This is a genomic window from Streptococcus sanguinis, assembly GCF_003943655.1.
In the GTDB taxonomy this organism is placed as follows: Bacteria; Bacillota; Bacilli; order Lactobacillales; family Streptococcaceae; genus Streptococcus; species Streptococcus sanguinis_F.
The window spans coordinates 214,571-228,936 of the sequence record NZ_RJMM01000001.1; the positions used below are offsets into that span (position 1 = coordinate 214,571).

The 14,366-nt window shown below is 44.8% G+C and carries 9 protein-coding genes; 7 read left to right on the forward strand and 2 right to left on the reverse strand.

What is annotated here, in order from left to right; all coding sequences use genetic code 11:
* Positions 1 to 46 precede the first annotated feature (46 nt).
* Positions 47 to 3,745, forward strand: coding sequence for a pullulanase (locus D8886_RS01030; RefSeq protein ID WP_125433957.1), 3,699 nt, complete (start codon positions 47 to 49; stop codon positions 3,743 to 3,745).
* A gap of 96 nt (positions 3,746 to 3,841) precedes the next feature.
* Here the strand turns inward: D8886_RS01030 and D8886_RS01035 are convergent, their stop codons facing one another.
* Positions 3,842 to 4,807, reverse strand: a complete 966-nt coding sequence (locus D8886_RS01035) for a LacI family DNA-binding transcriptional regulator (RefSeq protein ID WP_125433958.1) — start codon at positions 4,805 to 4,807, stop codon at positions 3,842 to 3,844.
* Positions 4,788 to 6,242 carry a sucrose-6-phosphate hydrolase gene (locus tag D8886_RS01040; protein ID WP_125433959.1) on the reverse strand — a complete coding sequence of 485 codons (1,455 nt, stop codon included), beginning with the start codon at positions 6,240 to 6,242 and terminating at the stop codon, positions 4,788 to 4,790. The genes D8886_RS01035 and D8886_RS01040 overlap by 20 nt, the downstream gene beginning before the upstream one ends.
* 196 nt (positions 6,243 to 6,438) lie before the next feature.
* On the opposite strand from D8886_RS01040, the gene D8886_RS01050 reads away from it, so the two are divergent.
* From D8886_RS01050 to D8886_RS01075, 6 genes are all read left to right on the forward strand, one after another.
* Positions 6,439 to 8,451, forward strand: coding sequence for a PTS sucrose transporter subunit IIABC (locus D8886_RS01050; RefSeq protein WP_125433960.1), 2,013 nt, complete (start codon positions 6,439 to 6,441; stop codon positions 8,449 to 8,451).
* A gap of 159 nt (positions 8,452 to 8,610) precedes the next feature.
* The gene (gene scrK / locus D8886_RS01055) at positions 8,611 to 9,510 is read left to right on the forward strand and encodes a fructokinase ScrK (RefSeq protein WP_002907200.1); all 900 of its coding nucleotides are present in this window, start codon (positions 8,611 to 8,613) and stop codon (positions 9,508 to 9,510) included.
* Positions 9,511 to 9,556: 46 nt separating this feature from the next.
* A complete protein-coding gene (locus D8886_RS01060) occupies positions 9,557 to 9,967 on the forward strand; it encodes a peptide deformylase (RefSeq protein WP_125433961.1) in 411 nt (136 codons plus the stop codon).
* 152 nt (positions 9,968 to 10,119) lie between these two features.
* Complete coding sequence (locus D8886_RS01065; RefSeq protein ID WP_125433962.1) at positions 10,120 to 10,578, forward strand: MarR family winged helix-turn-helix transcriptional regulator; 459 nt, start codon at positions 10,120 to 10,122, stop codon at positions 10,576 to 10,578.
* Entirely contained in the window at positions 10,571 to 12,337 is a 1,767-nt protein-coding gene (locus D8886_RS01070) for an ABC transporter ATP-binding protein (RefSeq protein WP_125433963.1), read from the forward strand. Before D8886_RS01065 ends, D8886_RS01070 begins: the two co-directional genes overlap by 8 nt.
* Positions 12,327 to 14,084 carry an ABC transporter ATP-binding protein gene (locus D8886_RS01075; RefSeq protein ID WP_002910559.1) on the forward strand — a complete coding sequence of 586 codons (1,758 nt, stop codon included), beginning with the start codon at positions 12,327 to 12,329 and terminating at the stop codon, positions 14,082 to 14,084. Before D8886_RS01070 ends, D8886_RS01075 begins: the two co-directional genes overlap by 11 nt.
* The last annotated feature ends 282 nt before the right edge of the window (positions 14,085 to 14,366 follow it).

The following is a 14,366-nucleotide window of genomic DNA, read 5'->3' on the forward strand; positions in this document are numbered from 1 at the left end:
TTGCATAGATGTTCTCTATAAGAAAAAATAAAGGAGTTTTCTGTTTATGAAAAATAACTATCACCTAGAGTCTCGGATGTGCGAAAAGCGTCATTATTTCGGCATCCGTCGCTTAAAATTAGGAGTAGCCTCTGTTGTTATTGCCTCAGGTTTCCTACTTGGAAATGCCCGATTAGTCCAAGCGGATGAGGCGAGCACAGCTACCAGCCCAGCGACAGCAGCAGTCTCTGATGCAAATGCGGCTGCCCTACCTAAGTCAGCATATGAAGAAAAAACTGGAGAGGCAGATAGTTCAGGAGCGGGGGCTTCAGAGCAGGCTGCTCCAACTGGTGTAGTGGCAGATCAAGCTCCAGCTAGTGCAGGTTCGGAAGCAGCTGGTCAAGATGCTGCAAATCCAAGTGAAAAAGACAAGCAAGAACCAGTTAGTCAGCCGCAGGCTTTGGCTAAAGATGCTATTGAAGAAGGCAATATTCGCTTTCATTTCAAAACCCTTCCTTCACAAAATCTAGACAGCTTGGGCCTGTGGACTTGGGACGATGTCGAGACGCCTTCTAGCCAAAAGGGTGGTTGGCCGACTGGAGCGACTAGCTTTGCGACTGCTAAAGAAGATGACTACGGTTATTACCTTGATGTTAAAATGGCTGAGAAAAGAAGCAAAATCAGCCTTCTAATCAATAATACCGCAGGGCAAAATATTACAGGTGACAAGACAGTTGAACTGCTCAGTCCTCAGATGAATGAAGTTTGGTTTGACACAGACTATCAACCTCATACCTATGAGCCTTTGAAAAAAGGCATGGTACGAATCAACTACTATCGTACAGATGGGCAGTATGATAAGAAGTCGCTCTGGCTCTGGGGAGATGTCCAAAACCCGAGCAAGAATTGGCCTGACGGAGTGGATTTTGAAAATACTGGGAAATATGGTCGCTATGTAGATGTTCCCTTGAAAGACGCTGCTAAGATGATTGGCTTTTTGCTTCTAGACGAAAGCAAATCAGGAGATGATGTGAAGATTCAAAATCAGGATTATAATGTTGCTAATTTGGAGAAAAACAGCCAAATTTTCTTGCGGGATGCGGATCCGACAGTTTATACCAACCCTTACTTTGTCAATGATATTCGTATGACGGGAGCCCAGCATATAGGCTTGACCGAGATTGAAGCCAGCTTTTCTACCTTAGAAAATGCCAAAAAAGAGGACATTTTAAAGAACTTAAAGATTACAGACAAAGATGGCAATGAAGTCGCTGTGCAAGATGTAGTTCTGGATCCTAAGACCAAAAGCGCCAAATTCATCGGTGATTTTAACCAAGCTCAGTCACCTTATTTTATCAAATATGGCAATGATCAATTCAAAACCAGCATGAACTGGCAGCTGAAGGATAGTATTTATAAGTATGATGGTGATTTGGGAGCGCGTGTTTCTCAAGCGGGCAAACAAGTGGACCTAACCTTCTGGTCACCGAGTGCAGACCAAGTTGATTTGGTGGTCTATGACAAAGAAGATCAGAATAAGGTCATTGGACGCCTGGCTATGCAGAAAGGTGAGTCTGGCACATGGACCAGCAGCCTGACGCCTGAGAGCGGTCTGGGGATTTCAGACTATCAAGGGTATTTCTATCATTATGAAATCACTCGCGGTGGTAAAAAAGTTCTTGTACTGGACCCCTATGCCAAGTCTTTAGCCGCTTGGAACAGTGAAGATGCGGATAAGGGGGATGCCTACAAGATTGCCAAGGCAGCCTTTGTAGATCCAAGTGAATATGGACCGAAAGACCTGACCTATGCTACTATTCCGAACTTTAAGAAGCGGGAAGATGCCTTGATTTATGAGGCGCACGTTCGTGACTTTACCTCTGATCCAGCTATCTCAAAGGATTTGAAATCTCAATTTGGAACTTTCTCAGCTTTCATTGAAAAATTAGATTATTTGAAAGACTTGGGAGTGACCCACATTCAGCTCTTGCCAGTTCTAAGTTATTACTTTGTAAATGAGCTGAAAAATGCTGAGCGCATGGACAAGTATGCTTCCAGCAACAGCAACTATAACTGGGGCTATGACCCGCAAAACTACTTCTCGCTGACAGGTATGTACTCCAGCGTGCCGACAGATCCAGCCAAGCGCATTGAGGAATTTAAAAACCTTGTCAATGAAATTCATAAGCGTGGCATGGGCGTTATCCTGGATGTGGTCTATAATCATACGGCTAAGACCTCTATCTTTGAAGATTTGGAGCCCAATTACTACCACTTTATGGATGCGGATGGTACACCGAGATCAAGCTTTGGTGGCGGCCGCTTGGGTACTACTCACTATATGAGCAGACGGGTCTTGGTGGATTCGATCAAGTACCTGACAGACCAGTACAAGGTAGACGGTTTCCGCTTTGATATGATGGGAGATCATGATGCTGAGTCCATTCAAAAAGCCTATGAAGAAGCCAAGAAGCTCAACCCAAATCTCATTATGCTGGGTGAGGGCTGGAAGACTTATGCAGGTGATGAAAATAAAGCTGTCCAGCCTGCTGACCAATCTTGGATGAAGTCAACAGACACGGTAGCGGTCTTCTCAGATGATATTCGCAATACCTTGAAATCGGGTTATCCAAATGAGGGAACACCAGCCTTTATCACGAATGGCAAGCGCAACATAGAAAATGTCTTCAAAAACATCAAGGCGCAGCCAACCAATTTTGAGGCAGATAGTCCAGGGGACGTGATCCAATACATCGCTGCTCATGATAATCTGACACTCTTTGATATCATTGCCCAGTCGATTAAGAAAGATCCGGCACTAGCTGCCAATTATCAGGAGATTCATCGCCGCCTGCGTCTGGGAAATCTGATGATTCTGACTTCGCAAGGGACACCATTTATCCACTCTGGTCAAGAGTACGGCCGGACCAAGCAATTCCGCGATCCTGCCTATAAATATCCTGTCTCAGAAGACAAGGTTCCAAACAAAGCGCATTTGTTGACCAATGAAGACGGCACGCCGTTTGACTATCCCTATTTCATTCATGATTCTTATGATTCGAGCGACGCGGTCAACCACTTTGACTGGACCAAGGCGACTGATTCGGAGAAGTTCCCTGAAAATGCCAAGAGTCGTGCCTATATGAAAGGCTTGATTGCCTTGCGGAAGTCAACAGATGCCTTTACCCGCAGCTCCAAAGATGAAGTGGAGCAAAATGTAACCCTCATTACCCAGCCTGGCAAGGATGGTGTTGAGAAAGAAGACCTTGTTCTCGGCTACCAAGTGGTTGCTTCAAATGGCGATATTTATGCAGTCTTTGTCAATGCGGACACCAAGGAACGACAATTTAACTTTGGTGAAGCTTACAAGCATCTAGCAGGTGCAGAGATTGTGGCAGATGGCAATACGGCAGGAGTGACAGCCATTTCTGATCCGGCAGGTGTCACCAGAAACAGCAATGGTTTAGCCCTGGCTCCGCTAACAGCGACTATTTTGAGAATTAGAAAAAGTATCCCAACTCAGGAAGAAAAATCTCAAGCTCCAGTAGCCCAAGAAGAGCAGCGGTCTGTCCCTTCTGTATCCAGTACTAAGCCTCAGGCTTTATCCTTGGATGGGCAAAAACCTCAGGCTTCAGAAGTAAAAGAAGCGGCTAGCCAAACAGAAAAAACCTTGCCAAAAACTGGAACCAACACTTCCCTACTGGCACTTTTAGGTGGCTTCCTTGCTTTCCTGGCCGGTCTTTTAACCTTTAGAAAGAAACAGTAATAATTTGATGAATGCCCTGTGAGAAATTTTTGAGACTATGGCTAAATAAAGACGACTTCCAATAATGGAGGTCGTCTTTCATTGTTTATATAAGTTTTAAACACTCTTACCAGGCAAGAGACTGACTGGCAGGAAATAGCCAGTCGTTTGGACTTCTTGACCAGCAATCTTTTTGAGGAGCAGGTCCACAGAGAGGCAGGCAATATCTTTCAGCGGCTGCTTGATTGTTGCCAGCTGTGGGTAGTAGTTCTCTACAAAGTAAGTGCCATCGTAGCCGATGATTTTCAAATCTTTGGGAATCTGAATGTCTAGCTCCTGAGCGACTTTCATAATTAAGATGGCTGTCAAATCATCTGAAGCAAAAATAGCATCCGGTTTGGTTTGACTCAGGATTTGCTTGATTTCCATTTCCTTTCGGACTGGAGAAAAGTCACTGGATACATTGATAATAGGAGCATCAGGCAGGACAGAGGCAAAGCCAGCATGGCGCAGGCCGGTTGGTGAGTTGGAATTGTCATTGCCAGTAATCATGATGATGTTTTGCGCTCCAGTCTTGACCAAGGTCTGAGCTGCCAGCACTCCGCCGCCATAGTTGTCTGAGGAGACAACTGGGATATCTGGCGAAAGATTGCGGTCAAAGGCAATGATTGGTGCGGTCACACGATTGTAGTCCTCGATGCCTAGATTGTGGCTGCCAGAAATGATGCCGTCCACCTGATTGGCTTCCAGCATCTCAAGGTATTCACGCTCCTTGTCTGAATCATGCTCACTATTGCAGATGATGGTTTTATAGCCTTGTTTAAAGAGCTCATGCTCCAGCTTACCAATCAATTCTGCATAAAAGACATTGCTGATATTAGGGAAAATGAGTCCAATTAGCTTGGCTGATTTTCCTTGGAGGCTACGCGCCAGATTGTTAGGCTTGTAAGCCAATTCTCGCATGGCTGCCTCAACCTTGGAAATCGTTTTGTCAGATAAGTAGCCTTTTCTGTTGATGACGCGGGAAACAGTTGTGGGGCTGACTCCTGCTAGTTTTGCTACATCAGTTAGCTTTGCGACCATAATCTAATTCATAGTAAGTACCGGTTGGATTGCCCTTGGTAATGGCAATACCTGTTTGGTCTTCTCTTGGGAAGACACGGCCGGAAAATACTTTCTCTCCTTTATTGATGAAAATTTCAAAAATCGATTTATCGATGAAGATAGTAGCGCTCGTTGCTTCTTTGTCAATATCACAGCTTCGGCTGGTTCCAAAGTCCAGAGCGAATGGCTCACCCGCTTGACTGCGGTTAACGGTCACTTGACCTGCCTTGAGGTCAAAATTGATGCGTAGGCCCTTGCCATCCTTGTCCGCAAAGAGGACGATTTCATGCTTGGTGTCCGCAGCAAGCTTCAGTTCTAGTTCGTAGCTGTTCTTGCTTTCTGCCAAAGCAGTGAAAGGCTGTTCATCTGTTCGCAAGTTCTTGATAGCAGGCACTGGGTATTGATAGAGTTTTCCGTCTTTCAGACTTAATTCCTTGACGAGGGAGAAGGCACCTTGATGGTCGAAGCGGTCAGATGGGTATTCCACATCAGGCAAGCCCAGCCAGCTGACAGCGAGTGCACGACCGTCAGGCGCGTTAAAGGCTTGGGTCGCGTAGCAGTCGAAGCCATAGTCCAGATTTTGGATAGGACTAGGATTAATCAAAGTAGCGTTACTTGTGTCAAACGATTGACCTATTTTATACATGTTTGGATAAATGTTGCCATAATCTAGTACATCCTTAGACAAGCCTTGAGGGCAATAGAGCAGGATTGGCTGGTCGTTGATAAAGACTAGATTAGGACACTCCATCATATAGGCTGTCTTGTCATTGGCGAAGTCCAAATTGCTGACGACTTCCCAGTTGGTATAGTCATTATCAACAGCCTTGTAAAGCTTGATATATCCTTGTTTATCTAGGTTTTGCCCACCGACAATGGCATAGAATTGCCCTTTGTAGTTGAAAATCTGTGGATCACGGAAGTGGTCAGTCGCTTCAGCAGGTTGTTCAATCAAGACCTTGTCAATTTTTTCCAGCTTGCCTGATTTGTCTAACAAGGCACCGATTTGATAAGGATGACGCACCCAGTTTTCATCACGAACATTGCCAGTATAGAAGAGAAAGAGCTTGTCGTCAAACTGCATGGCAGAGCCAGAATAGGCGCCGTGGCTATCTAGAGGAGTATCTGGCAGCACCCGAAGGCCAGTTTCCGTGAAGTGAACTAGGTCATCGCTTTCCATCTGGACCCAGCACTTGAGACCGTGAGCTGCTCCGAAAGGAAAGTTTTGGTAGAAAACCACCCACTTGCCATCAAAATAAGAAAAGCCATTGGGGTCATTTAGGAGACCTGTCTGAGGCTCTACATGGTAGTTAGCCCGCCAAGGAGATTTAGCGATGTTTTCTTTGATCTGCTGTAGCTCTTCCTGAGTCCAGTCTTCATAGCGTTTGTAGCGTTTTTCAGTCGTCCAAGCCAATCTTTTGTCCTCCGAATCATATTATTTCTTATTACTATAGTAAACGTTTTCTGCTGAAAAATCAACATTTAACAGTAAAAAAATATTTTTTCTGCAAAACGCTTGACATATTTTTGAATCATGGTAAAATAATATTCGTAAAGGCGATAAAATCGCTTTCAAAAAGTTAAAAATATTTATAAGGAGATTTTTGCAAATGAATAATACTGACATTGCAAAAAAAGTCATTGAAGCCCTTGGCGGACGTGAGAATGTTAACAGTGTGGCTCACTGTGCGACTCGCTTACGCGTGATGGTTAAAGATGAAGGTAAAATCGACAAAAATACTGTCGAGAATCTGGAAAAAGTTCAGGGTGCCTTCTTTAACTCAGGTCAGTACCAGATTATCTTTGGTACCGGTACGGTTAATAAAATCTATGACGAAGTTGTAGCCTTAGGATTGCCAACTTCATCAAAAGATGACATGAAAGCAGAAGCTGCTAAGCAAGGAAACTGGTTCCAACGTGCCATCCGTACATTTGGTGANGTATTTGTACCAATTCTTCCAGCTATTGTTGCGACAGGACTTTTCATGGGAGTTCGTGGAGCAATTGCTCAGGATCAAGTTTTAGCTTTGTTTGGTACTACTGCGGATGCTTTCAAAGCAACTGACTTCTATACTTATACAGTAGTCTTAACTGATACTGCCTTCGCTTTTTTCCCTGCTTTGATTTGCTGGTCGGCTTTTAGAGTTTTTGGCGGAAACCCAATCATTGGTTTGGTTCTTGGTCTAATGATGGTTAACTCAGCACTTCCAAATGCTTGGGAGGTAGCTGGTCAGGCTACTAAATTTGCTGTTGATCCTTCTAAGGACATTTTAGACAAAATTGCTAATATGGATGTTCTAGGAAGTTTGAAATTTACCAGCGAAGTTACAGCAACAAAAGTTCACCCAATTTACTTCTTTGGTTTTATTCCAGTAGTTGGCTACCAAAACTCTGTGCTTCCAGCCTTCTTTGTAGGTTTGTTTGGTGCAAAATTTGAAAAATGGCTGCACAAGAAAATTCCAGATGTTTTGGATCTTCTTCTTGTTCCATTCCTTACTTTCCTTGTCATGTCTATTCTGGGACTCTTTGTGATTGGTCCAGTCTTCCACATTGTAGAGTCATATGTTTTAAATGGAACAGAGTTCCTTCTTAGCCTTCCGTTTGGTCTTGCTGGATTGATTATCGGTGCTGTGCATCAGCTGATTGTCGTAACTGGTGTTCATCACATCTTCAACTTACTAGAATCTCAGTTGGTATCTCAAACTGGGAAAGATCCATTTAATGCGATTATCACTGCTGCTATGACAGCTCAAGCTGGTGCGACTTTGGCTGTAGCTGTGAAGACAAAATCTAAAAAACTCAAGGCTCTTGCTTTCCCAGCAGCACTTTCTGCAGGATTGGGTATTACTGAGCCAGCTATCTTCGGGGTTAACTTGCGCTTTGTTAAACCTTTTGTAATTGGACTGGGTGCTGGTGCCGTTGGTGGTTGGTTAGCTTCTATTATGGGGCTTGCAGGTACAAGTTTCGGTATCACAATTATTCCAGGTACTCTCCTTTACCTGAATGGTCAATTGTTGCAATATATCTTTATGGTTGTTTTGACAACTGGTTTGAGTTTTGTTCTGACTTATATGTTTGGTTACAAAGACGAAGAAACTGCTGAAGAAAAAGCTGAAACTGAAAAACTGGTCGAAGAAGAAATAACTGGTAATGTGCCAGCTGCTCTCCAAGATGAAACGATTATTTCTCCAATTGTTGGTCAGGCAGTTGCTTTGAGCGATGTTGATGATCCTGTTTTCTCTAGCGGAGCGATGGGGCGAGGAATTGCCATCAAGCCTAGTGAGGGTGTGGTTTATGCACCGGCTGATGCTGAAGTGACAATTGCATTCGCGACTGGCCATGCTTATGGTTTGAAGACAGCTAATGGTGCTGAAATTCTGATTCATGTCGGAATCGACACAGTGTCTATGGGCGGCGAAGGTTTTGACCAAAAGGTTGCTCAAGGCGACAAGGTCAAAGCTGGTGACGTTCTGGGAACATTTGAAGCTGAGAAAATTACAGCCGCTGGTCTGGATGATACGACTATGGTCATCGTTACCAACACAGCTGACTACACTTCTGTGACTCCAGTAGCAGAAGGAGCTCTTGCTAAAGGCGACGCAATTATCGAAGTGAAAGCCTAATGGAATTTAGAAAACGAACAAATCNGCTTTTGTTCGTTTTTTATGTCATAAGTACAGTCTTGTTGAAAAAGCTTTAAAAAAACTATTTTTGGCAAGAAGTCTGCAAGAGATATGCTATAATGAATAGAGTAGAAATCAAATATTAAAAGAGGATTTATAATGACAAAATTGTATGGAAGTTTGGAAGCGGGCGGCACTAAGTTTGTCTGTGCTGTAGGTGATGAACGGTTTGAAGTTGTTGAAAAGACACAGTTTCCAACGACCACACCTATTGAAACCCTAGACAAGACGATTGAGTTTTTTTCTCGTTTTGACAATCTAGCTGGTTTGGCTGTTGGATCTTTCGGTCCGATTGATATTGACCCTAACTCAAAGACTTACGGCTTTATCACGACTACACCTAAGCCGCACTGGGCTAATGTGGATATTGTCGGCGCTCTGCGCCGTGCTCTCAATGTGCCCATTTACTTCACGACGGATGTCAATAGTTCAGCTTATGGTGAAGTAGTAGCCCGCAACAATGCTGGTGGCCGTATTGAAAATCTGGTCTATTATACGATTGGGACAGGAATCGGTGCTGGCGCTATCCAGCGAGGCGAATTTGTAGGGGGGACAGGCCACCCAGAGATGGGACATTATTATGTAGCGAAGCACCCTATGGATGTGGAAAAAGAGTTCAATGGCGTTTGTCCTTTCCACAATGGCTGTTTGGAAGGATTGGCGGCTGGGCCAAGCTTAGAGGCACGGACCGGAGTTCGTGGGGAAAACATTAAACTCAATAGTTCTGTCTGGGATATTCAAGCTTACTATATCGCTCAGGCGGCTATTCAGGCGACAGTGACTTTCCGTCCAGATGTCATCGTCTTTGGTGGCGGAGTTATGGCTCAGCAGCACATGCTGGATCGAGTTCGTGAGAAATTCACAGTTCTTCTGAATGGCTATTTGCCAGTTCCTGATGTTCGTGACTATATCGTGACACCGGCTGTGGCTGGAAATGGCTCCGCAACGCTGGGCAACTTTGTACTGGCTAAAGAAGTTAGTGAACGCCACGCAAAATAAGCTTATAGGGTCTGATTTATCAGGCTCTTCTCTATGAGGGAAAGCAATGGAAAAAGCAATTGTCAAAGATATTTTCTTTCTGCAGCAGCTGTCTGAGCGGGCTAGCAGAGAAGACCTTTATCTGGCTCAAGACTTGCAGGATACTCTGCAGGCCAATCGAGAAAACTGTATAGGGCTCGCAGCAAATATGATTGGTGTCCGTAAGCGGGTCATTATCTTTCTATATGGCTTGGTGCCGGTAGTCATGTTTAATCCGGTGCTGCTCTCTAAGTCAGGCCCTTATAAGACAGAAGAGGGCTGCCTGTCCTTGGTTGGAAGCCGTCCCACTCAACGTTATCAGGAAATCACAGTCGATTATCTGGATAAACATTGGCAGCAGCAGACCATGACCTTGAAAGGCCTGCCTGCCCAAATCTGCCAGCATGAATTGGATCATTTGGAAGGGATTTTGATTTAAGAAAGTAATTCAGCCTGAGAAGGGCTGAATTTTTTGATCGAAAAATAGTTCTCATAGAAACTTTTTTCTTGACATCTTTCTTCTATGTGTTAAAATAGTTCTCATGAAAACTAATTAGTTCTCACGAGAACCAACCTAGGAAGGAAGTTTTGATGGAAAAGCCTTTATTAGAAATGAAGCGTTTTGGACGAAAGATTCATCTCATAGTGGAAAAGCTTGCTAAGGAGCAAGGGATTGAGTCCATGGCTGGGCCGCAGGGGCAGGTCTTGCATATTGTCGCCTGCCGTATGGAAGAGGGGAAGGATACCCTTATCAAGGATATTGAGCAGGAGTTGGATATTTCCAAATCGGTGGCCTCTAACTTAATGAAAAGGATGGAGAAGAATGGCTTTATCCAGCTGGAAATGAGCAAGACAGACAAGCGGGCTAAATATATCCGTCTCACTCCGCAGTCGCAAGAAAGAATGAAGAAAATCCGTGACTTTTTTGATGAAATGAACCGTTCTATTTTGAAAGGTGTTTCTGAGCAGGAACTGCTGATTTTTTCTCAAGTCATGGCCAAGTTTTATCAGAATATCGAAAGTTTAGAAAATGGAGGAAAAGATGTTTAAGTTATTTAAACGGCTGACGGCAAGGGAAGTGAGCATGATTGTTCTCAGTGTGCTCTTCACCTTCCTAACGGTATATTTGGAATTAGAAGTTCCAACCTATATTTCGACGATTACAGAGCTATTGCAAACGCCGGGGACTGGTTTGGCGGATCTGTGGGAGCCAGGTCTGAAAATGATCGGCCTGTCTTTTGCTAGCTTGCTGTCAGCCATTGTGGTTGGCTTTTTTGCCGCTCGTATAGCTGCCAGCTTTACCCAGAGTTTGCGGAGCGATATTTTCAACCGTGTGCTGGACTATTCGCAGACGGAGATTAAGAAATTTTCAATCCCTAGTCTGCTGACTCGGACGACGAATGACATTACCCAGGTACAGACCTTAATTACCATGGGACTGCAGGTGGTGACTAGGGGACCGATTATGGCGATTTGGGCTATGACCAAGATTATTGGTAAGTCCGAGAACTGGCTAACTGCAGTTCTTATTGCTGTTATAGTCAATATCCTGCTGACAGTAGTTTTGGTGACATTGGCCTTTCCCAAGCAGTCAGTGGCGCAGCGCTTGGTCGATAAGCTAAACAGCGTCACTAGAGAGAGTCTGACTGGGATTCGCGTGGTCCGGGCTTACAATGCTGAGGACTATCAGGATGAGAAGTTTGCGGCGGCCAATGATGAAGTAACCCGACTCAATCTTTTCATCGGTCGTCTGATGGCTATGATGAATCCAGTTATGATGGGGATTTCCAGCGGCTTGACACTGGCGATTTACTGGATTGGTGCTTACTTGATTCAGGAGGCTGGGCTGCAGGAGCGTCTCCCGCTCTTCAGTGATATGGTCGTCTTTATGTCCTATGCTATGCAGATTGTGATTGGATTCTTGCTCATGGGTGCCCTCTTCATCGTCCTGCCTCGGACCATTGTATCCGCTGGCCGGATTAATGAAGTTCTGGACCTGCATTCTTCTATCACCAGTCCGGAACAGCCTAAGGCAGCAGCGGATAGCAAGGGAGAGGTGGTCTTTCGAGACGTGTCCTTCCGCTATTCCAAGAATTCAGAAGCGGTCATTGAGCATGTCAGCTTTACAGCGCAGGCTGGTGATACTGTGGCCTTTATCGGTTCAACCGGTTCAGGGAAATCCACGCTGGTCAATCTCATTCCTCGTTTCTATGATGTGACTGAAGGAGAGATTCTGGTAGATGGTGTCAATGTTCAAGATTACCAGTTGGAAGACTTGCATAATAAGGTCGGCTACATCCCGCAAAAGGCTGTGCTTTTCTCTGGCGATATTGAGAGCAATCTGGACTTCGGCCAAAGCAAAGAAAGTCCGCTGGATGAGCAGAAAATGTGGGATGCTCTTGATCTAGCACAAGCTAAGCCCTTTGTCCAAGAGAAGGAAAAAGGGCTCAAGTCAGAAGTGGCTCAAAGCGGGACCAACTTCTCTGGTGGTCAGCGTCAGCGCTTGGCCATTGCCAGAGCCTTGGCTCGTAAGCCAGAAATCCTCATCTTTGACGACTCCTTCTCAGCGCTAGACTATAAGACAGACCGCATTTTGCGCAAGGAACTGGCTGAGCGGACGCAGGATATGACCAAACTGATCGTGGCGCAGCGGATTTCTACTATCATGGATGCGGATCAAATCTTGGTCTTGGATGCTGGTAAGGTAGTCGGTCAAGGTACTCACCGAGAACTTTTGGCCAGCAACGAAGTCTATCAAGAAATTGCTTACTCACAACTATCCAAGGAGGAATTAGAAAATGGAAAATAAGAAGCCTTCATTATTTAGCCAGATACGGCCTTATCTCAAAGGCTTCCAGCTTCCTCTTGCTTTGGCATTTGTGGGAGCTGTCTTGTCAAACATTATTACGGTCTATGGGCCAAATAAATTAAAAGAAATTACCAATCTCATTTCTGATGGTCTGGCTACCAGCATTGATTTGAAAGCTGTGTCTCAGATTGCCCTTCTGCTGACCGTGCTCTATGCAGTCGGAGCCCTGCTCAACTATGGCCAGTCCTTTATCATCAGTACGGTTATCCAGTATTTTTCCAAGCGGCTGCGGACGGCCATTGCAGAGAAGATAAACAAGCTGCCGTTGGGCTATTTCGATGGTCATTCTCAGGGGGATACTCTGTCGCGCGTGACCAATGACGTGGATACGGTCGGCCAATCCCTCAACCAGAGTTTGGGTAACGTCATCTCTGCCAGCCTGCTCTTGGTTGCTGTGGTTTTGACCATGTTCTTCATGAACTGGATCTTGGCCATGGTAACTATCTTGGCTACTGTATTAGGTTTTGTCTTTGTTGGTCTCATCATGGGCAAGTCCCAGGGTTATTTCACTGCCCAGCAAAACGATCTGGCTGCGGTAAACGGTTATGTGGAGGAGATGTACTCCGGTCATAATGTTGTTACCAGCTATAATGCCATTGAGCAGTCTAAGGAGCGCTTTGCGGTTCTCAATCATAATCTCTATAACAGTATTTGGAAGTCTCAATTTATCTCTGGCATGATGATGCCGCTCATGTTCTTTACGGGGAATTTTGCTTATGTGCTGGTTATTTTGGTCGGTGCTGCTCTGGCGATTAATGGCTCTATTAGCATCGGAATTATCGTCGCCTTTATGGTTTATGTGCGGACCTTCTCTCAGCCTTTGTCACAGATTGCCCAAGGTATCACTGTCTTGCAGCAGGCTGGTGCAGCACTGGTTCGTGTCCTTGACTTTCTGGCTGAGCCTGAGATGGAAGACGACCAGCATAAAGAGCAGCAGCTTACTGCTGTCAAGGGAGATGTTGCCTTTGAAGATGTCTTCTTTGGCTACAAGCCAGACCAGACGATTATTCATGATTTCTCAGCCCAGGCCAAAGCCGGACAGAAGATAGCCATTGTCGGCCCAACGGGTGCTGGTAAGACAACCATTGTTAATCTGCTCATGAAGTTCTATGAAATTAATAAAGGGCGTATCAGCATTGATGGTATAGATATTAAGGATATGAAACGCTCCGAGGTTCACGATGCCTTTTCAATGGTCTTGCAGGATACCTGGCTCTTTGAGGGGACGATTCGGGAGAACTTGATTTACAATCAGGAGCATGTGGCAGATGAAGCAGTTATCGCTGCAGCGAAGGCGGTCGGTGTTCATCACTTTATCATGACTCTGCCGCAGGGCTATGATACAGTGTTGGATGACACGGTCAACTTATCGGTCGGTCAGAAGCAGCTGCTGACCATCGCTCGTGCTCTGCTCAAAGATGCACCGCTCTTGATCTTGGATGAGGCAACTTCGTCAGTCGATACGCGGACGGAGGAGCTCATTCAAAAGGCTATGGACAAACTCATGGAAGGCCGGACTTCCTTTGTCATTGCCCACCGCCTGTCCACTATCCGTAATGCAGATCTTATCTTGGTCATGCGCGATGGAAATATCATCGAGCAGGGCAACCATGATGAACTCATGGAGCAGAATGGCTTCTATGCGGATCTCTATAATAGTCAGTTTGTAGAGGAAGATGCAAGTTGATGCTTAAATAAAACATCAGGAATGTTCGTTTTCCTGATGTTTTTTAAAATTTAACAGAATTGTAAAAAATGCTCAGTTTTCAGTGAAGACGCTCTAAAATTCTGACTTTTTTCGCAGATGCTCTAGGAAAAACTTGACAGCTTTTGTCGTTTATATTAAAATAAATTTAATATAAGAACTGAAAGCGAACACAACGGGGTGTTTGTTCTACATATAAGTGAGCAACGGTGCTACAAAAAAATAAAAATTCCTTATTTTTTTGTAGTACTTTTTTTATCAGCG

Excerpts from the sequence above, each read along its gene's own strand:
- D8886_RS01030 (WP_125433957.1), top strand. The coding sequence starts at position 47 with ATGAAAAATAACTATCACCTAGAGTCTCGGATGTGCGAAAAGCGTCAT.
- D8886_RS01075 (WP_002910559.1), top strand. The coding sequence starts at position 12,327 with ATGGAAAATAAGAAGCCTTCATTATTTAGCCAGATACGGCCTTATCTC.
- D8886_RS01065 (WP_125433962.1), top strand. The coding sequence starts at position 10,120 with ATGGAAAAGCCTTTATTAGAAATGAAGCGTTTTGGACGAAAGATTCAT.
- D8886_RS01035 (WP_125433958.1), bottom strand. The coding sequence starts at position 4,807 with ATGGTCGCAAAGCTAACTGATGTAGCAAAACTAGCAGGAGTCAGCCCC.
- scrK (WP_002907200.1), top strand. The coding sequence starts at position 8,611 with ATGACAAAATTGTATGGAAGTTTGGAAGCGGGCGGCACTAAGTTTGTC.
- D8886_RS01070 (WP_125433963.1), top strand. The coding sequence starts at position 10,571 with ATGTTTAAGTTATTTAAACGGCTGACGGCAAGGGAAGTGAGCATGATT.
- D8886_RS01060 (WP_125433961.1), top strand. The coding sequence starts at position 9,557 with ATGGAAAAAGCAATTGTCAAAGATATTTTCTTTCTGCAGCAGCTGTCT.